The organism is Rhizobium glycinendophyticum, from assembly GCF_006443685.1.
In the GTDB taxonomy this organism is placed as follows: Bacteria; Pseudomonadota; Alphaproteobacteria; order Rhizobiales; family Rhizobiaceae; genus Allorhizobium; species Allorhizobium glycinendophyticum.
The window spans coordinates 310,963-328,967 of sequence record NZ_VFYP01000001.1 but is presented as its reverse complement, the minus strand read 5'-3'; the positions used below and the strand labels follow the sequence as shown (position 1 = coordinate 328,967).

General features: G+C 62.1%; 19 protein-coding genes and 1 riboswitch. Of the genes, 12 read left to right on the top strand and 7 right to left on the bottom strand.

Annotation, left to right across the window (positions count from 1 at the left end; genetic code table 11):
- Window positions 1-715: 715 nt before the first annotated feature.
- The 3 genes from rpsT to mutM form a co-directional block, all read right to left on the bottom strand.
- Complete coding sequence (gene rpsT / locus FJQ55_RS01640; RefSeq protein ID WP_140825990.1) at window positions 716-982, bottom strand: 30S ribosomal protein S20; 267 nt, start codon at window positions 980-982, stop codon at window positions 716-718.
- A gap of 191 nt (window positions 983-1,173) precedes the next feature.
- Window positions 1,174-1,947, bottom strand: coding sequence for an enoyl-CoA hydratase (locus FJQ55_RS01635; RefSeq protein WP_140825989.1), 774 nt, complete (start codon window positions 1,945-1,947; stop codon window positions 1,174-1,176).
- A gap of 29 nt (window positions 1,948-1,976) precedes the next feature.
- Window positions 1,977-2,867 carry a bifunctional DNA-formamidopyrimidine glycosylase/DNA-(apurinic or apyrimidinic site) lyase gene (gene mutM, locus FJQ55_RS01630; protein ID WP_140825988.1) on the bottom strand — a complete coding sequence of 297 codons (891 nt, stop codon included), beginning with the start codon at window positions 2,865-2,867 and terminating at the stop codon, window positions 1,977-1,979.
- Window positions 2,868-3,005: 138 nt separating this feature from the next.
- On the opposite strand from mutM, the gene ubiE reads away from it, so the two are divergent.
- From ubiE to FJQ55_RS01595, 7 genes are all read left to right on the top strand, one after another.
- Window positions 3,006-3,782, top strand: coding sequence for a bifunctional demethylmenaquinone methyltransferase/2-methoxy-6-polyprenyl-1,4-benzoquinol methylase UbiE (gene ubiE / locus FJQ55_RS01625; RefSeq protein ID WP_140825987.1), 777 nt, complete (start codon window positions 3,006-3,008; stop codon window positions 3,780-3,782).
- Between the two features lie 5 nt (window positions 3,783-3,787).
- Window positions 3,788-5,362 carry a 2-polyprenylphenol 6-hydroxylase gene (gene ubiB, locus FJQ55_RS01620; RefSeq protein WP_140825986.1) on the top strand — a complete coding sequence of 525 codons (1,575 nt, stop codon included), beginning with the start codon at window positions 3,788-3,790 and terminating at the stop codon, window positions 5,360-5,362.
- Window positions 5,363-5,464: 102 nt separating this feature from the next.
- The gene (locus tag FJQ55_RS01615; RefSeq protein ID WP_140825985.1) at window positions 5,465-6,952 is read left to right on the top strand and encodes a sensor histidine kinase; all 1,488 of its coding nucleotides are present in this window, start codon (window positions 5,465-5,467) and stop codon (window positions 6,950-6,952) included.
- Between the two features lie 2 nt (window positions 6,953-6,954).
- Window positions 6,955-7,392: a response regulator gene (locus tag FJQ55_RS01610; RefSeq protein ID WP_140825984.1), complete on the top strand. Its 438-nt coding sequence runs from the start codon at window positions 6,955-6,957 to the stop codon at window positions 7,390-7,392.
- A 16-nt stretch (window positions 7,393-7,408) separates the two neighbouring features.
- Window positions 7,409-8,449 carry a sensor histidine kinase gene (locus FJQ55_RS01605; protein WP_140825983.1) on the top strand — a complete coding sequence of 347 codons (1,041 nt, stop codon included), beginning with the start codon at window positions 7,409-7,411 and terminating at the stop codon, window positions 8,447-8,449.
- A gap of 92 nt (window positions 8,450-8,541) precedes the next feature.
- A complete protein-coding gene (gene coaBC / locus FJQ55_RS01600) occupies window positions 8,542-9,756 on the top strand; it encodes a bifunctional phosphopantothenoylcysteine decarboxylase/phosphopantothenate--cysteine ligase CoaBC (RefSeq protein ID WP_140825982.1) in 1,215 nt (404 codons plus the stop codon).
- Window positions 9,753-10,106, top strand: coding sequence for an MmcQ/YjbR family DNA-binding protein (locus FJQ55_RS01595; protein WP_140825981.1), 354 nt, complete (start codon window positions 9,753-9,755; stop codon window positions 10,104-10,106). Before coaBC ends, FJQ55_RS01595 begins: the two co-directional genes overlap by 4 nt.
- 9 nt (window positions 10,107-10,115) lie before the next feature.
- Here FJQ55_RS01595 and FJQ55_RS01590 read toward each other — a convergent pair whose 3' ends face one another.
- The gene (locus FJQ55_RS01590) at window positions 10,116-10,940 is read right to left on the bottom strand and encodes a class II glutamine amidotransferase (RefSeq protein WP_140825980.1); all 825 of its coding nucleotides are present in this window, start codon (window positions 10,938-10,940) and stop codon (window positions 10,116-10,118) included.
- A 245-nt stretch (window positions 10,941-11,185) separates the two neighbouring features.
- Between FJQ55_RS01590 and FJQ55_RS01585 the strand changes: the two genes are divergently transcribed.
- A complete protein-coding gene (locus tag FJQ55_RS01585) occupies window positions 11,186-12,097 on the top strand; it encodes a pirin family protein (protein WP_140825979.1) in 912 nt (303 codons plus the stop codon).
- A 68-nt stretch (window positions 12,098-12,165) separates the two neighbouring features.
- On the top strand, window positions 12,166-12,561 hold the full coding sequence (locus FJQ55_RS01580; protein WP_140825978.1) for a GFA family protein: 396 nt from the start codon (window positions 12,166-12,168) through the stop codon (window positions 12,559-12,561).
- A gap of 6 nt (window positions 12,562-12,567) precedes the next feature.
- Here FJQ55_RS01580 and thiD read toward each other — a convergent pair whose 3' ends face one another.
- Entirely contained in the window at window positions 12,568-13,392 is an 825-nt protein-coding gene (thiD, locus tag FJQ55_RS01575; RefSeq protein WP_140825977.1) for a bifunctional hydroxymethylpyrimidine kinase/phosphomethylpyrimidine kinase, read from the bottom strand.
- Between the two features lie 52 nt (window positions 13,393-13,444).
- Window positions 13,445-13,541: riboswitch (TPP riboswitch) on the bottom strand.
- Window positions 13,542-13,659: 118 nt separating this feature from the next.
- Between thiD and FJQ55_RS01570 the strand changes: the two genes are divergently transcribed.
- Window positions 13,660-14,331, top strand: coding sequence for an HAD-IA family hydrolase (locus FJQ55_RS01570; RefSeq protein WP_246084998.1), 672 nt, complete (start codon window positions 13,660-13,662; stop codon window positions 14,329-14,331).
- Between the two features lie 76 nt (window positions 14,332-14,407).
- Here FJQ55_RS01570 and FJQ55_RS01565 read toward each other — a convergent pair whose 3' ends face one another.
- Window positions 14,408-15,991, bottom strand: coding sequence for a peptide chain release factor 3 (locus FJQ55_RS01565; protein WP_140825976.1), 1,584 nt, complete (start codon window positions 15,989-15,991; stop codon window positions 14,408-14,410).
- Window positions 15,992-16,077: 86 nt separating this feature from the next.
- Between FJQ55_RS01565 and dut the strand changes: the two genes are divergently transcribed.
- On the top strand, window positions 16,078-16,554 hold the full coding sequence (dut, locus tag FJQ55_RS01560) for a dUTP diphosphatase (protein ID WP_140825975.1): 477 nt from the start codon (window positions 16,078-16,080) through the stop codon (window positions 16,552-16,554).
- 9 nt (window positions 16,555-16,563) lie between these two features.
- On the opposite strand, the gene FJQ55_RS01555 is transcribed toward dut, so the two are convergent.
- Entirely contained in the window at window positions 16,564-17,196 is a 633-nt protein-coding gene (locus FJQ55_RS01555; protein WP_140825974.1) for a LysE family translocator, read from the bottom strand.
- Between the two features lie 127 nt (window positions 17,197-17,323).
- On the opposite strand from FJQ55_RS01555, the gene FJQ55_RS01550 reads away from it, so the two are divergent.
- On the top strand, window positions 17,324-17,941 hold the full coding sequence (locus FJQ55_RS01550) for a LysE family translocator (protein WP_140825973.1): 618 nt from the start codon (window positions 17,324-17,326) through the stop codon (window positions 17,939-17,941).
- Window positions 17,942-18,005: the final 64 nt, after the last annotated feature.

Sequence of the window (18,005 nt, the reverse complement as noted above, 5' to 3'; positions counted from 1 at the left end):
TGGTTCCAAGCCTTCAGCCAAAGGCTTCGGATCAGTCCGGCCGCCATCCCCCCAAGACGACGACCTGCTCCCATTATAGTGCACTGCATCCTCGACATGCGGTCCACTGTCGCTCGATCCGGCCGCAAGCCCGATCGAGGCGCAAAACCGTCACCACGCGGAAACCACAGGGGCTGCCGATGCAATGCCGGTTACTTTTAGAGAAAACGGAATGGAAACACTCCGCTCCGGCAAAGGCTTGCGTGTCGGATCGGTATTGCTACCTTCCAGACTGTCTTTGCAGATCAGTCCCGCGCCCTTCGCTGGAGATCATTAATGCAGGATCAAAAGGCAAGATCAACACTGATTTTTACGCGAATTCGGCGCATGGCCATTGACTCTTGGTACTTCATTTTTGCGTCACATTCGGCTGAAAAAGAATCGCTTTTGAATCAAGGAGATTCACAATCAGTCCCGAATTGGACTTTCCTGAACGCGAAAAAATAAAAAATCTCTTGACTCGCGAAGCGCCCAACCTGCCCCAAGGGGAAGCGAGCCATCACACAGGCACCTCCCCCAAGCTATTGAAATGTATGTAGGTTTTCTGTCACGCCATTGACACGCTGCGGCGCACAAGCATATCCTAAAACACAATTTTAACGGGAGGTCGACGGATAACGCAAAAAGCCCGGCGAAACGCCAGGCTTTTTAGATTTTGTCAGAATGGTGTCTAAAATTAGACAGCCAGGGCCTTCACACGAGCCGCCAGGCGCGAAATCTTCCGCGATGCGGTGTTGGCGTGAACGACGCCCTTCGTGGCGGCGCGCTGCAGTTCCGGCTGGGCCGCCTGCAGGGCAACCTTGGCGACCGCTGCGTCACCCGAAGCGATGGCTTCTTCAACCTTGCGGATGAAACCACGGACGCGCGAACGACGAGCCTTGTTGACTGCAGTGCGGGCAGCGATCTTGCGGGTCGCCTTTTTCGCCGAAGAAGTATTGGCCATAGATGCCTCTCTCGAAATTCAAACCAAAGCCCACCACCGCCGCGTCGGGTCGTTGCGACCTGCCATACCAGCACTTGGGGAGCTGTTTCATGGAAAGGCGCTAAAGGCTTTTCCAACCGTGGGCGGGCATATAGCGGGAAAGCGCGAATGCGTCAACGCGGATTCTGCAGATAACGCGCCCTTCCGGGCGCTTATCTGTTGCGAAAGGCCGGCTTGCGCTTCTCGACGAAGGCCGCCATGCCTTCCTTCTGGTCTTGCGTGGCGAAGAGGGAGTGGAAGAGACGGCGTTCGGAACGCAGGCCTTCGGTCAAGGTCTGCTCGAAAGCGCGGCTCACTGCCTCCTTCGCCATCAGCACGGCGGGCAGCGAAAAGGCCGCGATCTTGGCGGCGGCTTCCAGGGCCTCGTCCAGCAGGCGCTCCGGTTCGACCAGGCGGGCAACCAGGCCGGCGCTTTCGGCTTCCGCCGCATCCATCATCCGGCCGGTGAGGCAAAGATCCATGGCCTTGGCTTTGCCGACTGCCCGCGTCAGCCGCTGCGAGCCGCCCATGCCGGGAATGATGCCGAGCGTGATCTCCGGCTGGCCGAATTTGGCGGTCTTCGAGGCGATGATGAAGTCGCACATCATGGCAAGCTCGCAGCCACCCCCGAGCGCGAACCCGGAGACGGCGGCGATGATGGGTTTGCGGAACCCCGCGATTTCGTCCCAGCCGCCGATGAAGCCGCCGGTATAGGCATCGACGAAATCGAGCGACTGCATCTCCTTGATATCGGCACCCGCCGCGAAAGCCTTTTCCGAGCCGGTCAGAACCACGGCGCCGATGCCTGAATCCGTTTCCAGTTCTCCGAGCAGCTGGCGCAATTCGCGCATGACGGTGGAATTGAGCGCGTTCAGCGCCTGGGGCCGGTTGAGCGTGATGATCGCGACCCGGTCTCGGCGTTCGGTCAACAGCGTTTCGAATGACATGTCTCTCTCCCTGGCTGGCCCTTCGAGGCTCACTTCTGGCACCGGCGACAATAGAATGTCGAGCGGCCGGATTGAACTATCCTTTCGACGGTACCCCCACAACCCTCCGTTAGGCAGTCCCGCCCCTCGCGATCATAGGCGCGGAAGAAGTGCTGGAAGTAGCCGAGGGTGCCATCGGTCTGGATGTGATCGCGCAAGGAGGAGCCGCCGGCCTCGATGGCGTCTGCAATCACCTCGCGGATGGAAGAAGCTAGCAATGTCAGCTCTTGCTTCGGCTTGCCGGTCTTGGTGACCAGGGTCGAGACCTTGCGGGTGGGCGACAGGTGCGAACGCCAGAGCGCCTCGCAGACATAGATATTGCCGAGACCGGCAATCACCTTCTGGTCGAGGAGCGCGCTCTTCAGGGGCTGGCTGCGATCAGCAAAGCGCGAGGCCAGATAATTGGCGGACAACATATTGCCGACGGGCTCGGGGCCGAGGTCGCGGAAGGCGGGGTAATCGTCGAGGTCCGCACGGTCGACGAGATCCATGAAGCCGAAGCGACGCGGGTCGTTATAGATGACTCGGGCCGGCCCCTCTGCTCGATCGAGATGAAATAGCACGTGGTCGTGTTTTTCGTCCTTGCTGCGTTCGTGATGGAAGACGCCGGGGGTGTCTGCGGCCTCCCCCTCCTCGATGCGGAAGGAGCCGGACATGCCGAGATGGGCGATGATGGTGGCACCATCCTCCAGATCGATCAGCAGGTACTTGGCGCGGCGCGACAGGGCCGCAATGCGGCGGCCTTCGACCCTTGCGGCAAAATCGCGCGGCAGGGGAAAGCGCAGATCGGGACGGCGCAACTCCAGGCGCTCGATTCGCGTGCCTTCCATCGTCGGCGCCAAGCCGCGGCGGACTGTCTCTACCTCTGGCAATTCCGGCATTTCAGCCCATCTTTCTGTTTGAAGCGCCTGTTTTACGGTCTATAGACCAGCCTTGAAGCCGGTGCACTTGCGCAGATAGCGCGTGGAAGCCCTTTTCGCTATGGTCCGCCCGACCTGTCCGACACGTGGAGTAAATCGATGACCGAGAGCCGCATTTCCGCCGATGGTGGCATGGAAACTTCCTATGGGTTCCGCCAGGTCGACGAGCAGGAAAAGCAGAACCTGGTCAACGAGGTCTTCCACAAGGTGGCCAAGCGCTACGACATCATGAACGACGTGATGTCAGCCGGGCTGCACCGCGTCTGGAAGGATGCGATGGTCGCTTCGCTCAATCCGCGCAAGGATCCTGCCTATAAAGTTCTTGATGTTGCCGGCGGCACGGGCGACATCGCGTTTCGCATCGTGGAAGCCTCCAACCGGCTGGCCCATGCGACCGTGCTCGACATCAATGGCTCGATGCTGGGTGTGGGCGCAGAACGCGCCGAGAAGAAGGGGCTCACGCCGAACCTCACCTTCGTCGAAGCAAACGCCGAAAGCCTTCCCTTCGAGGACAATACGTTCGACGCCTATACGATTGCCTTCGGCATTCGCAATGTGCCGCATATCGATGTGGCGCTGTCGGAAGCTTTTCGTGTGCTGAAGCGTGGCGGGCGTCTTCTGGTGCTGGAATTCTCCGAGGTCGAAATGCCGCTTCTCGACAAGGTCTATGACGCCTGGTCGTTCAATGCGATCCCGCGTTTCGGCAAGATGATCACCGGCGACGCCGAACCCTACCAGTATCTGGTGGAATCGATCCGCAAATTCCCGAACCAGGCGGACTTCGCCCGGATGATCGAGCGCGCCGGCTTCTCCAGCGTGCGCTTCACCAATTACACCGGCGGCATCGCGGCGCTCCATTCCGGCTGGAAGATCTGACCGGCATGAGCACGATCGGTGCATATTTCCGCCTCGCGCGGGTCGGCTGGGTGCTCGTGCGGGAAGGCGTCGTTGCGGCGCTTCCGTCTGAAGGCTTGCCGCCACTCGTCGGCTTCGCGAAAGCGGCCGTTGCTCCGCTTGCCCGCAGCCGGGCAAAATCCGTCGACCGCGCCGATCGCCTCGCCAACGCGGTGGCACGGCTCGGACCGTCCTATGTGAAAATCGGCCAGTTCCTGGCCACCAGACCGGACGTCGTGGGTGCGGAATTTGCAGAAGATCTGTCTGGCCTCCAGGACCGGATGGCGTTTTTCCCGACCGAGGCATCCCGGACGACGATCCGTGAGTCGCTCGGCCGGACGATCGAGGATCTCTATGCGCGCTTCGAGGAGCCGATTGCGGCCGCCTCGATCGCGCAGGTGCATCCGGCCGAAGTCGAGACACCCGAAGGGCGCCGCAAGGTTGCCGTGAAGGTCATCAGGCCCGGCGTGCGCAAGCGTTTCGCCGCCGATCTCGAAGCCATGTATCTGGTCTCCCGTCTGCAGGAGCGCTTCATCCCGAATTCGCGGCGTCTGCGCCCCGTGGAGGTCACGAAGACGCTGGAGCAGACCACCAAGGTGGAGATGGATCTGCGGCTCGAGGCGGCAGCACTGTCCGAGATTGCCGAGAACACCCAGGACGATCCGGGGTTCCGCGTGCCGCGGGTCGACTGGGAGCGCACCGGGCGTGACGTCGTTACCATGGAATGGATCGACGGCATCAAGATGTCGGATGTCGAAGGCCTGAAGGCCGCCGGCCACGATCTGAACACCCTTGCGGACACGCTCATACAGTCCTTCCTGCGCCACACGCTGCGCGACGGCTTCTTCCATGCCGACATGCATCCGGGCAATCTGTTCGTCGATGCCTCCGGCACGATCGTGGCCGTCGACATGGGCATTGCCGGGCGGCTGGGCAAGAAGGAACGGCGCTTCCTGGCCGAGATTCTCTACGGCTTCATCACCCGAGACTATCTGCGCGTGGCCGAGGTGCATTTCGAGGCGGGCTACGTTCCCTCCCATCACAATGTGTCGAGCTTTGCCCAGGCCATTCGGGCGATCGGCGAACCGATCCATGGCCAGCCAGCCGAGACGATTTCGATGGGCAAGCTTTTGACGCTGTTGTTCGAGGTCACCGAGATCTTCGACATGGAAACGCGCCCCGAACTGGTGATGCTGCAGAAGACCATGGTCGTCGTCGAGGGCGTCTCGCGTATTCTCAATCCGCGCTTCAACATGTGGAAAGCCGCCGAACCCGTCGTGTCCGGCTGGATCCGCGATAATCTGGGACCAAAGCGGATCGTCACCGACCTCAAGGACGGTGCCAAGGCGGCGATGCGACTGGCGGAAGCTCTTCCGGAGATCGCAACCAAGACGGAAAAGCTGCATGGTGAAATCATGCGGATGAGCGAGGAAGGACTGCGCTTCGATCCGGAAACGGCCGAGCGGATCGGGAGGGCCGAGGCCCGGCATACGCGGTCCGGTCGGGTGGCGCTCTGGGTTATCGCGGTTTCACTCGCGGCTATCGCCCTGCACGTCATCTGACGTATCGTCCCCGAGCGATAATTATTCGCTCACCGGGTGGAACAATTGGGCGATGCTCGCGTTAGAACATCATAACGCGTTATTTGTTCCGTCTGGAAGTCAATGTCTGCCACACAAACCGGTCTTGTCCGATCCACCCTGCTCTTCCTTCTGATCGGCACCGGGATCCTTGTCATCATCATCGTGGCCACCTTCGGACTGGTCGAGCGCACCCGCACGACCTTCGGCGACATCCTTGTCGAGCGCGACATCCGGCGCATGTCTGCCGACCTCATGCAAAAGCTGACGGACGCTGAAACCGGCCAGCGCGGATTTCTCATCACCGGCGACGAGATTTTCCTCCAGCCTTACGAAGACGCCATCGGCGAGATCCGGACCGCCTTCGACAAGCTGGCAGCGTCAGTCGACGGTCAGACGACAAAGGAACGAGATACGCGGGAACTGAGGGAGTTGGTGAATACCAAGCTCACCGAACTGGCGCGGACCGTGGATCTGGTCCGCCAAGGCGAGCAGAATCAGGCGATCGCCATGGTTGAGACGAATGTCGGCCGCGAGACCATGGACCGCATCAGAGCCATCCTGGACGATTTCAAGCAGAAGTCGGACGCCGCCATCGACGGTGGCGCCAACCAGCAGATCGACGCGACCCAACAGCTGCAATGGATCACCATCGCCGGCGGGGTGGCGATCATCATCATCATCGGCGCAGCGCTCTTCGTCGTTGCCCAGCATATTCGGGCTCTGGCAACATCCCAGCAGGAGGTTCGGCGACTGAACGAGGGCTTGGAAGCCCGCGTGGCCGAACGGACCGAAGACCTGATGCAGGCGAACCAGGAAATCCAGCGCTTCGCCTATATCGTCACGCATGATCTGCGGGCGCCGCTCGTGAATATCATGGGATTCACGGCAGAGCTCGACACCTCGCTGAAGGCCCTGCAAACCTATGTTCTGAACGACGGTAAGCCGCTTTCGGAGGATGACATCCAGACCGCCCGACTGGCGGCCGCCGAAGACCTGCCGGAAGCGATAGGCTTTATTCGCTCCTCCACCCGCAAGATGGACGGGCTGATCAACGCGATCCTGAAGATCTCGCGCGACGGCCGCCGCCAGCTGAAGCCGGAAGAGATCGAACTCAAGCCGCTGGTCGAGACGATCACGGCCAGTGTTTATCACCAGATCAGCGAAAGCGACGGCACCTTCGATCTCGACATCCGCGCCGACCGTCTGATCACCGACCGGCTTTCCGTCGAGCAGATCCTTGGCAACCTCGTCGACAACGCGATCAAGTACAAGAAGCCGGACGTGCCACTGACGCTATCGATCCGCTCCATGTTCGAAGGCCGGCACATGGTTCGCATTGAGGTGCAGGATAATGGCCGCGGCATTGCCGAACAGGATCACGAGCGCGTCTTTGAGCTCTTTCGCCGCTCCGGACAACAGGATAAAGCGGGCGAAGGCATCGGGCTGGCCCATGTTCGTTCCCTGGCACGGAACCTGGGCGGGGAGATCAGCGTTACCTCTCGTTTAGGAGAGGGATCAACCTTCGTGCTCAGGCTGCCATACGATCTATCACGCTTGGTACGGAGTTGATTATGAAAGCGGTGGGAAAAGAAGTTACGATCATCATGATCGAGGATGACGAGGGCCATGCTCGTCTTATCGAAAAGAACGTCCGGCGTGCCGGCGTCAACAACGATATCATCCCGTTTACGAACGGGACAGAGGCACTCGACTATGTCCTGGGCCAGGACCGGAGCGGAAAGGTGTCTGAAGACCGCTATCTTCTGATCCTGCTCGATCTCAACCTGCCCGACATGTCCGGCACGGATATTCTCGACCAGATCAAATCCAATCCGCATACGCGGCGCATGCCTGTGGTCATCCTGACGACGACGGATGACGAGCGCGAAATCCAGCGGTGCTACGACCTCGGGGCCAATGTCTATATCACCAAGCCTGTCGATTACGACAATTTCGCCAATGCCATCAGGCAGCTCGGTCTCTTCTTTTCTGTCATGCAAATCCCATGAGCTCGGACCCGCTCCGATGAGTTTCCGCGTCCTCTATATCGACGACGACGCGGCCATCGCGCGCCTCGTGCAAAAACATATGGGGCGCCTCGGCCATGACGTGGCTCATGCGGAAACGGCTCACGATGCACTCGAACTGCTGAAGAGCGGGGAATTCGACGCGATCGTGCTCGATCACTACCTGCGCAATACGACGGGCCACGAGGTCCTGGCGCTGATGCGGGAGACGCGGGTCGACCTGCCGGTCGTTTACGTGACCGGCTCGAACGAGGCGCAGATCGCCATCGAGGCGATCAAGGCCGGGGCCGCCGACTACGTCATCAAGACGGTCAGCGAGGACTTTCTGTCGCTGCTGACGAGCGCCATCGAGCAGTCGATCGCGAATGCACAGCTGCGCGCCGCCAAGGAGCGGGCGGACGAGGAAATCCGCCTGGCAAAGGAGCGGGCGGAGGCGCTGCTCGCGGAGGTCAATCATCGCGTCGCCAATTCGCTTGCCCTCGTCGCCAGCCTGCTCCGGCTGCAGATTTCCAGCGCGCGCAGCGAAGAGGTCAAAGCGGAGCTTGCCGAGACGCAGGCTCGCATCACAGCGATCGCCGGCATGCACCGCAGCCTTTACACGTCGGACGATGTCAGCCGCGTCGAACTCGACCGCTATCTGGGTCGCCTGACGGCGGAGCTATCGAATTCGCTGAGCAGCGCGGAAAAGCCGATGCGGCTGATGCTGGATGCCGACCATATCTCCATGAGTGCCGACAAGGCGGTCTCGGTGGGCATGATCGTCACCGAACTCGTCACCAATGCCTATAAATATGCCTATGCCTCTGGCGAAAACGGTGACATCCGCGTCCATCTCAAGCGGCTCTCCGAAGAGGAGGCCATGCTGCGGGTCGAGGACGACGGGATCGGCATGAATCCCGATGACGCACCGAAGGGCACCGGGCTCGGTAGCCGGATCGTCAAGTCGATGGCGTCTACGCTGGGCGATGGGCTGCGTTATCTGGAGGGGCAGGCGGGCACTGTGGCCGAGGTGCCGCTGAAGCTCGACGTGACCTCCTGATCCGGTTCGACTATTTACCAGGAACATGGGACGCCGTTTGCCTCTGAGCCGATTTGCGCTAGGCTCGCACCGAAAAAAGGGGCCCTACTTTCATGACCTTGGCCGGTAAACGCATCGTTCTGATTATCGCTGGCGGTATCGCCGCCTATAAAAGCCTGGACCTGATCCGCAGGCTGCGCGAGCGTGGCGCAAAGGTGACCCCGATCATGACGCGGGCGGCGCAGGAATTCGTCACCCCGCTTGCCGTTGGCGCGCTTTCGGCGAGCCATGTCTATCTTGATCTGTTTTGCCGCGAGGACGAGCAGGATGTCGGCCATATCCGGCTGGCGCGGGACTGCGATCTGGTCTTGGTAGCGCCTGCGACGGCCGACCTGATGGCGAAGATAGCGCACGGACTTGCGGATGATCTCCCTTCTGCCGTGCTGCTCGCAAGCGATCGCCCAATCCTGATTGCGCCGGCGATGAACCCGAAGATGTGGGACAATGCCGCAACCCGGCGCAATGTCGCGACGCTGAAGGGGGACGGGATCACGATGATCGGCCCGATGGCGGGCGAGATGGCCGAGAGCGGCGAGCGCGGGGTTGGCCGGATGGCGGAGCCGCTGGAGATCGTCGCTGCGGTGGAAGACTTGCTATCCGGGCCGAAGCCGCTTGCCGGCCTGAAGGCAGTGGTGACATCAGGCCCAACGCACGAACCCATCGATCCGGTGCGCTACATCGCCAACCGTTCGTCGGGTAAGCAGGGGCATGCGATCGCCGCAGCACTCGCCCGGCTGGGCGCGGAGGTGACACTGGTATCCGGGCCGGTGACCATCGCCGACCCGGCCGGTGTGCAGGTTCTGCATGTGGAGCGGGCAGAGGAGATGCGCGACGCGGTCATTGCCAATCTGCCGGCGGATATCGCCGTGATGGTTGCGGCCGTTGCCGACTGGCGCGTGGCCTCAGGTTCCGACCAGAAAATCAAGAAGCAGCCGGGCGAAGCACCGCCGCCATTGATGCTTACCGAGAATCCCGACATCCTGAAGACCGTGGGCCATCACGCGAAACGGCCGCGCCTCGTGGTGGGCTTTGCGGCGGAAACGCAGAACGTGGAAGAGAACGGACGGGCGAAGCTCGAACGCAAGGGGGCGGACCTGATCGTAGCCAACGACGTTTCACCACAGACCGGCGTCATGGGCGGAGACCGTAACCGCGTGCAACTGATCACGCGCGACGGCGTGGAAGCGTGGCCGGACCTGTCGAAGGAGGACGTCGCCGAGCGACTGGCGCTGTGGATCGCCATGCAGATGGCGGGTGCCCCGGCATGAGCCTCTTCACCCGCGAAGGATTTACCGCTTTTGTCGAGAGCCTTCCGGCCACCAGTCAGGTCGACCAGTGGGATAGCCGGGTCGGCAAAGTCGGGGACAAGGTTTTCGGCCTTCTGTCCGATAACGACCGGCACCTGGCCTTCAAAGTCAGCGAGGAAAGCTTCGAGATCCTGACCGCCTTGCAGGGCGTCTCGCAGGCGCCCTATTTTGCCAAGCGGAAATGGGTGAGCGTCGCCCCGGATACCGAGCTTCAAGAGGCCGAGCTTACGGAATATCTGCAGCGATCCTACCGAGCTGTCGCCGGCAGTCTGACACGCAAGCTCAGGCGGGAACTGGGGATCGACGACTGAGGCCTAAGATCAACCGGCAAGCGCGACCGACCGGATCTGTGGCATGTCGATCCGTGCGGATACCGGCTTGAACTCCGCTGCCTCCAGGCCCTTGGCGCTCAAGATGACGGCACTCGAGGGCGGAATTTCCACCCAGGTGTCGGCTTCGTCGTTAAGCGGTTCGGACACCAGGCAGTAGCTGCCCTTCGGCCCCATGGGCGCGGCGTAGAGCGTCGGGGCGAACTCATCGGTCGAGTAGCGGACGGCATAAAGCGTCTCGCCGTCCGAGAAGGCGGCGGTCATGCGGACGCGGGCTGCGCCGGTCAAATGCAGGCTGATCTGCTCGACGAAGCCGACCGCCTCGCTCATGGCCGTCAGCGGGCGCTCCCTCAGGCCAAACTGCAGGGCAAGCAGGAAAAGCAGTTCGCTGTCCGTTGTGCCGACGCGGGCATTGAAATGGGCGTCATCGAGCATGGCTTCCATGGGTCGGCGGATGCGATCGAAATGGTCGATCTGGCCATTGTGCATGAAGGACCAGGTGTCGTGCACGAAGGGATGGCAGTTGTCGCGGCGGGTCGAGCCGTGGGTGGCGGCGCGAACATGGGCGAGGAAAAGCGGCGAGCGGATCTGGCGCGCGAGACTTTTCAGGTTGCAGTCGGACCAGGCCGGCAGGACGTCACGGAAACGGCCGGGCTCCGGCCGGTCGCCATACCAGGCGATGCCGAAACCATCGGCATTGGTGGCCGTCTTGGCGCGGGTCGCGCAATGGGACTGTTCGATGAGCGAGTGGGCAGGCGAGGTGACGAGTTCCTCGAGGAAGATCGCTTCTCCGCGATAGGCTGCCCAACGACACATGCGTTTCACAACTCCGGAAGGCGCCGACACGAAGGCTGCCCGACGCCAGTGTTCGCCTGATAAACTAACGATTCGCAAACATCTCCACTTTCATGACAGAAATTTGTCGGCGGCAGCAATTGTTTTTTGCAGTGCAGCACGGGCAAATGTGAACACTGCGTTCCGTCCGGTCCTGCTGCGCCCACCAGGAAGAGCGGCTATATTGCGCCTCAATCACCGCATTTCGGCCCGAGGAGCCAGTCCCGATGTCCATTCGTCCCGTCAAGCATGAGAGCCGCGCCACTCCGACCATGGAAGGCGCCGGCGTGAAGCTGCACCGCGTGTTCGGGTTCGGCGATCCCTCGATGACCGATCCCTTCCTGATGATGGACGATTTTCGCAACGACGATCCGGGCGATTATATCCGCGGCTTCCCCTGGCATCCGCATCGCGGCATCGAGACGATCACCTATGTGTTGGCGGGTACCGTCGAACACGGCGACAGCCTGGGCAACCAGGGCATGCTGGGTGCCGGCGACCTGCAATGGATGACGGCCGGCAGCGGCATCATGCATCAGGAAATGCCGAAGGGCGATTTTGCCGGCCGCATGCACGGCTTCCAGCTCTGGGCCAACCTGCCCTCGTCGCTGAAGATGACGAAGCCGCGCTACCAAGACATCAAGTCGGCCGACATTCCTGTCGTCGTGGATGACGACGGTACGTCGGCGCGGGTCATCTGTGGTGACTTCTGGGGCAAGAGCGGCCCTGTCGACGGCATTGCCGCAGAGCCTGTCTATCTCGACATCTCGGTGCCACCCGGCAAGCGCAAGACGTTTCCGGTCGACACCTATCGCTCCGCCTTTGCCTATATCTTCGCCGGCTCCGGCTCGTTCCGCGATGCGTCAAAACCCTTCGGCGTCAAGGTCGAGAAGGAATATATGGGCGAGGAGCTCAACATCCGTGACCTCTCCGGCAATCGCACGCTCGTCGTTTTCGACACCGGCGACGAAATCACCGTGCAGGCCGGCGAAAAGGGCATTCGCTTCCTTCTCGTCACCGGCAAGCCGATCAAGGAGCCGGTCGCCTGGCATGGCCCGATCGTCATGAACAGCCGCGAAGAACTGATGCAGGCGATGAAAGAGCTGCAGAACGGAACTTTCATCAAGGCCGATCATTAACCTCCCGCAGTCAAGTTCATCTCGCCCGGCGTCCTCCAGCGCCGGGCTTTTCTTTTCAGGGGGATGCGATGCGGGTGACGGGATCATGCCAATGCGGCGAAGTTCGCTACGAAGCGGAGATCGATCCGGAGCGGATCGGGATCTGTCACTGCACCGACTGCCAACGCCTGACCGGGTCTGCCTATCGCGTGACGGCGGCGGCCATCACTGGCAGCCTTCGCCTCGTCTCCGGAGAGCCACGGCGCTACCGCAAGTTCGGTGACAGCGGAAAGCCGAGCGACCAGTTCTTCTGCGGCGACTGCGGCTCGCCGCTCTGGCGCGAAAGCGCCGATGGAGAGATCGGCATCCGGCTCGGCACCATAGACCAGCGACGAGAACTCAAGCCTCGCCACCAGACATGGCTCGGCTCCGCCCTGCCCTTCGTCTTCGATATCCGCGACCTTGAGTGCCACGCCGACAGCTGAAAATTTTCAGTTCCTCTGATCGGCTGACCACAGAGCATGGAAATGATGCACCGGGCCGTGGCCCGATCCGACAGACAAACTGCCCGAGGTGCGGACAGCCTCTTCCAACCATGCCTTCGCCACGCTGACCGCCTCCTGCGGTTCGAGCCCTTTGGCGACTTCCGCCGCGAGCGCGCTCGACAGCGAACAACCGGTGCCATGGGTATTGCGCGTGGCAATGCGGGACGCCTCAAACCAGGTCACCTGCCCCTCCGTCACCAGAACATCCGGGCTCTCGCCACCGGCGAGATGTCCGCCCTTGACCAGCACGCCCTTCGCCCCGAGCGCCGTCAGCCGCACGGCCTGGGATTCCATGATGCGCCGGTCGGAGGCTTCCGGATCGCCCAGCAGGGCTGCAGCCTCGGGCAGATTGGGAGTCACAAGCGTTGCGAGCGGCAGCAGACTTTCTTTGAGGACGTCAACGGCCGCGGGATCGAGCAGTGCCGCGCCGCCCTTGGCGATCATCACGGGGTCGAGCACGACCGGAATTCCGCGATGGGGTTTCAGCGCTTCGGCCACCGCGGCGGCGATGCCGGCATTGGCGATCATGCCGATCTTCACCGCATCCACCCTGACATCGGCAAAGACCATGCGGATCTGCTCCTGGACGAAGTCCGGATCGAGCGGGCGAACAGCCGAGACGCCTTGCGTGTTCTGGGCGGTGAGCGCGGTGATCACGGCCATCCCGTAACAGCCCCGGGCGGCAAAGGTTTTTAGATCGGCCTGGATGCCGGCACCACCGGAGGGATCGGAGCCGGCGATGGACAGGACGTTGCGGATCGGATTGGTCATCGGCGCGCTCCCTTCGACGGTGGAGCGGCGGCGGACTCGGGCAGCCAACTGCCGGATAGACCGAACGACTCCCTCCGCCAGCATGATCTGGGTCAGGTTCAAAGGGTGCTTCTCAGCCCGGCTTTCGCAGGACGCCCCTGTCTGCTTCCTGTCTATCCCAGAGCGTTCCGCCTGTCACGAGCGGACCTTGTCTTTGATCAATTCATTTGCCGCTTGCCGCCAAATTGGCTACCTGCCTCTCGTTCCCCCAGCATCAGGTGCACGCTCTTGACCCTTTCCCCCTCGCCTCTCCCCACCCGCTCCTACCACGGCTTCCTCTTCGACATGGACGGAACGCTGCTCAACTCGATCGCCGCCGCCGAGCGGGTCTGGGGCCGCTGGGCGGCGAAAATGGGGCTCGATGTCGAGGCTTTCCTGCCGACCATGCATGGCAAGCGCGGCATCGACACGATCCGGGGGCTGAACCTTCCGGGCGTGGATGTGGTCGCCGAAGCGCTGGAAATCGAGCGCGGCGAAATCGAGGATGTCGAAGGGATCGTGCCGATCCCCGGCGCGATCGACTTCCTGAACGCGCTTCCGGCCGAGCGCTGGGCGATCGTCACCTCGGCGCCCTCGGCGCTTGCCCGCGCCCGCATCGCGGCCGCCGGCCTGCCACAACCGCTCAAGATCGTTACGGCGGAAGACGTCAAAATCGGCAAGCCGGATCCCGCCGGCTACAGGCTGGGCGCAGAGCGACTGGGCGTCGATCCGACCCATTGCCTAGTGTTCGAGGATGTGATGGCGGGCGTGCTGGCCGGAGAAGGCGCCGGCGCGGATGTCATGGTGATCACGGCCACCCATACGCATCCGCTGGAAACACGCCATCCGAGCCTGCACGGCTATGAGGGCGTGACGGTGGATGTCGATGGTGAAGGGCTGATCCGGCTGCGTCGCCGCTGAGGCCACTGCGAGGCTGGCTTAGATGACGGCAGAGCGGCATGCGCCCTATGGAGCGCATGCCGGGTGCGTGAGCCGATCACGCCGCCTTGGCAACGTGATATTCCTTGATGGCGACCATCTTGATCGCCGGATAGCGCTCGGCTTCGTAACGCAGCGAGAACTGGTCCTGCGCCATGAAGACGGGATCGCCATCGAGATCGCGGCAGATATCGCCGCGGCGCTGGGTCATGAACTTTTCGAGATCATCCTTGTTGTCGGCCGAGATCCAGCGGCAGACGGAGAAGCGCGACATTTCGAAGGAGACCGGCAGGGTGTATTCTGCCGACAGGCGTTCCTTCAACACGTCGAGCTGCAGCGCGCCGACGACACCGACGATGGCCGGTGAACCGTCTTCCGGCGAAAAGAGCTGCACGACGCCCTCTTCGGCCATCTGCTGCAGAGCTTCCTTGAGCTTCTTCGCCTTCATCGCATCTTCCAGCCGCACGCGGCGCAGGATTTCCGGCGAGAAGTTCGGCACGCCCTGGAAGACGAGATTCTCGCCTTCGGTCAACGTATCGCCGATGCGGAGTGTGCCGTGGTTGGGGATACCCACCACGTCGCCGGCGAAGGCGGTGTCGGCCAGCTGGCGCTGCGAGGCGAAGAAGAATTGCGGTGCCGTGAGCCCCATCAGCTTGCCGGTGCGGGCGAGCTTCGCCTTCATGCCGCGTTCCAGCTTGCCGGAGCAGATGCGGGCAAAGGCGATGCGGTCGCGGTGGTTCGGGTCCATGTTGGCCTGGATCTTGAAGACGAAGGCCGTCATCTTTTCTTCCGAGGCATGCACCGTTCTGACATCAGCCACCTGGTCGCGCGGCGGGGGCGCATAGGCGCCGAGCGCATTGATCAGATCGCGCACGCCGAAATTCCGCAGCGCCGAGCCGAAGAAGACGGGTGTCATGTGGCCTTCCAGGAAGGCCTTCTGGTCGAAGGGACGGCAGGCCTCGACCGCCAGTTCCAGCTCGTCGACGAAAGCCGCGCGTTCGTTTTCCGGCAGGTGATCGGCGACGCTCTGCGGACCGTTGACCTTGCTCGGCTCGGCCTGGGTGTCACTGCCGCGGAAGGTGCTGTTGGCCAGATTGTAGGAGCCGCAGAAGCTCTTCGAGCGGCCGACCGGCCAGGTGATCGGGGCGGTATCCAGCGCGAGCTTCTCTTCGACCTCGTCGAGGATCTCGAAGATGTCCCGGCTTTCGCGGTCCATCTTGTTGACGAAGGTGATGATCGGGATGTCGCGCATGCGGCAGACTTCGAAGAGCTTCAGCGTGCGCGGCTCGATACCCTTGGCGGCGTCGATGACCATGACGGCGGCATCAACGGCGGTCAGTGTGCGATAGGTGTCGTCGGCGAAGTCTTCGTGGCCGGGCGTGTCGAGAATGTTGAAGACATTGCCTTCGTATTCGAAGGTCATGACCGAGGTGACGACCGAAATGCCGCGCTCGCGCTCGATCTTCATCCAGTCCGACCGGGTCTGGATGCGGTCCTTCTTGGCCTTCACTTCGCCGGCGAGCTGGATGGCGCCGCCGAACAGCAAGAGCTTTTCAGTGAGCGTCGTCTTGCCGGCGTCCGGGTGGGCGATAATAGCAAAGGTGCGGCGGCGGGAGACCGCCTCTGCGAGCGTTTCAGCCATGTCTCAGGAATTCCTTTTGGTCGGCGGTTATCTAGCGTTTCGACGGCCAATATGCAATTGAGCGCGCAAACAAAGGAATCCCGCCCATGTCCGCCATTCGCTCCGATGTCCTTGGTCCCATGCTCAATCTGAAGCGTCTCTCCCATGGCGAGGGGATCGATCTGCCCACTTACGAAACGCGAGGTGCTGCGGGCATGGATCTGAGAGCTGCCGTTGCCGAGGATGCGCCGATGACTTTGGCGCCGGGAAAGCGAGCCTTGGTCCCGACCGGCTTCATCTTCGAGATCCCCGAAGGCTTCGAGGCGCAGATCCGGCCACGCTCCGGCCTTGCCCTCAAGAACGGGATCACTTGCCTAAACACGCCCGGCACGATCGACAGCGACTATCGCGGAGAGGTGAAGGTGCTGTTGATCAATCTCGGCGACGGGGATTTCGTGATCGAGCGCGGCATGCGGATCGCCCAGATGGTGATTGCGCCGGTGACGCAAGCGCGGGTGGCCGAGGTGACCGAGACATCCGACACGGCGCGGGGTCCCGGCGGGTTCGGGTCGACGGGTGTATGAGGGCCCATCTCAGCGCTGCGCTTCCATCGCCATGCGGACCGCCAGCCCGGCGAGCACGGTGCCCATCAGCCAGCGCTGAACCACCATCCAGACCGGCCGTCCGGCGAGAAAGAGGGCGATGGTGCCGGCAGACAGAGCGATGAGGCCATTGCCGGTGACGGCTATCGCGATCTGCGTAAAGCCCAAGATCAGCGACTGGGTGAAGACGCTGCCGAGCGTGGGGTCTACGAACTGCGGCAGGAGCGACATATAGAGGATGGCGACCTTCGGATTGAGCAGGCTGGTGACAAAGCCCATGACGAAGAGTTTTCGCGGGCTATCGATCGGCAGGTCACGCACCTGGAAGGGCGAACGACCGCCGGGGCGGAGCGCTTGCCAGGCGAGCCAGCCGAGATACAGTGCGCCGCAGAACTTCAGGATCTCATAGGCCAAGGGGACGGCGAGCAAAAGCACGGTGATGCCGCAAGCGGTCAAGAGCATGTAGACAACGAAGCCAAGCGCCACCCCGCCCAGCGAGACAAGCCCCGCCATGGGCCCCTGGCAGATCGAGCGCGACACGAGATAAATCATGTTCGGCCCCGGTGTCAGCACCATCCCGAGACAGATGAGTGCAAAGGCGACGAAGGCTGCGAAGCTTGGCATGCGGAAGTCTCCGGACTATGGCCGGGCCACTTAAGAGCGGAGGCTTTCACGCTGCAAGGCCGATCGTGTCACCGTTGCAAGTCGGCTCGGGCGAACTTATGCAGAGAGTGCGGAGGAGGACACCACCATGACACTGGCCACGATCATCGCCTATTGCGGCGCCCTGTTCATTGCAGCGGCCATTCCCGGGCCCGGTATGACGGCCATCGTCGCGCGGGCGCTCGGGTCCGGATTTCGGCCGACGCTGTTCATGGGCTTCGGGCTAATCCTTGGCGATATTGTTTACCTCACCGCCGTGATCCTCGGGCTGGCACTCGTGGCCAAGACCTTCACCACGGTGTTCCTCGTGATCAAGTTTGTCGGGGCGGCCTATCTCGTTTATATCGCCTACAAGCTTTGGACATCGGGTCTGCTGGCGCAGTCCGTGGCGGCAGAAACCGAGAACCGGGCCTGGCGCTCTTTCCTCTCGGGCCTCTTGGTCACGCTCGGCAACCCGAAAACGATGCTGTTTTATATCGCGCTGGTGCCGAGCCTTTTGCCGCTCAGCGCCATCGGCTTCCTTGACTATCTTCTGTTGATCGGGCTGACATTTGCCGTGCTGATGGCGGTGCTCATTCCCTATATCCTGCTCGCGGCGCAGGCGCGGCACCTGATGAAACGCCCATCGGCCCTGAAGCTCCTCAATCGCGGCGCGGCGAGCATCCTTGCCGGTACCGCCGCCTATATCGCGACAAGACCCGTTTAGGCACATGGCGGGCGCCCGTCCGAGCCGCGAGCAGCTTGCGGATTTCCCCGCCTTGGCAGAGGAA

Excerpts from the sequence above, each read along its gene's own strand:
- FJQ55_RS01610 (WP_140825984.1), top strand. The coding sequence starts at position 6,955 with ATGAAAGCGGTGGGAAAAGAAGTTACGATCATCATGATCGAGGATGAC.
- FJQ55_RS01615 (WP_140825985.1), top strand. The coding sequence starts at position 5,465 with ATGTCTGCCACACAAACCGGTCTTGTCCGATCCACCCTGCTCTTCCTT.
- mutM (WP_140825988.1), bottom strand. The coding sequence starts at position 2,867 with ATGCCGGAATTGCCAGAGGTAGAGACAGTCCGCCGCGGCTTGGCGCCG.
- FJQ55_RS01550 (WP_140825973.1), top strand. The coding sequence starts at position 17,324 with ATGACACTGGCCACGATCATCGCCTATTGCGGCGCCCTGTTCATTGCA.
- FJQ55_RS01580 (WP_140825978.1), top strand. The coding sequence starts at position 12,166 with ATGCGGGTGACGGGATCATGCCAATGCGGCGAAGTTCGCTACGAAGCG.
- FJQ55_RS01585 (WP_140825979.1), top strand. The coding sequence starts at position 11,186 with ATGTCCATTCGTCCCGTCAAGCATGAGAGCCGCGCCACTCCGACCATG.
- FJQ55_RS01555 (WP_140825974.1), bottom strand. The coding sequence starts at position 17,196 with ATGCCAAGCTTCGCAGCCTTCGTCGCCTTTGCACTCATCTGTCTCGGG.
- thiD (WP_140825977.1), bottom strand. The coding sequence starts at position 13,392 with ATGACCAATCCGATCCGCAACGTCCTGTCCATCGCCGGCTCCGATCCC.
- coaBC (WP_140825982.1), top strand. The coding sequence starts at position 8,542 with ATGACCTTGGCCGGTAAACGCATCGTTCTGATTATCGCTGGCGGTATC.
- FJQ55_RS01590 (WP_140825980.1), bottom strand. The coding sequence starts at position 10,940 with ATGTGTCGTTGGGCAGCCTATCGCGGAGAAGCGATCTTCCTCGAGGAA.
- ubiB (WP_140825986.1), top strand. The coding sequence starts at position 3,788 with ATGAGCACGATCGGTGCATATTTCCGCCTCGCGCGGGTCGGCTGGGTG.
- FJQ55_RS01635 (WP_140825989.1), bottom strand. The coding sequence starts at position 1,947 with ATGTCATTCGAAACGCTGTTGACCGAACGCCGAGACCGGGTCGCGATC.
- FJQ55_RS01605 (WP_140825983.1), top strand. The coding sequence starts at position 7,409 with ATGAGTTTCCGCGTCCTCTATATCGACGACGACGCGGCCATCGCGCGC.
- rpsT (WP_140825990.1), bottom strand. The coding sequence starts at position 982 with ATGGCCAATACTTCTTCGGCGAAAAAGGCGACCCGCAAGATCGCTGCC.
- FJQ55_RS01565 (WP_140825976.1), bottom strand. The coding sequence starts at position 15,991 with ATGGCTGAAACGCTCGCAGAGGCGGTCTCCCGCCGCCGCACCTTTGCT.
- dut (WP_140825975.1), top strand. The coding sequence starts at position 16,078 with ATGTCCGCCATTCGCTCCGATGTCCTTGGTCCCATGCTCAATCTGAAG.
- FJQ55_RS01595 (WP_140825981.1), top strand. The coding sequence starts at position 9,753 with ATGAGCCTCTTCACCCGCGAAGGATTTACCGCTTTTGTCGAGAGCCTT.
- ubiE (WP_140825987.1), top strand. The coding sequence starts at position 3,006 with ATGACCGAGAGCCGCATTTCCGCCGATGGTGGCATGGAAACTTCCTAT.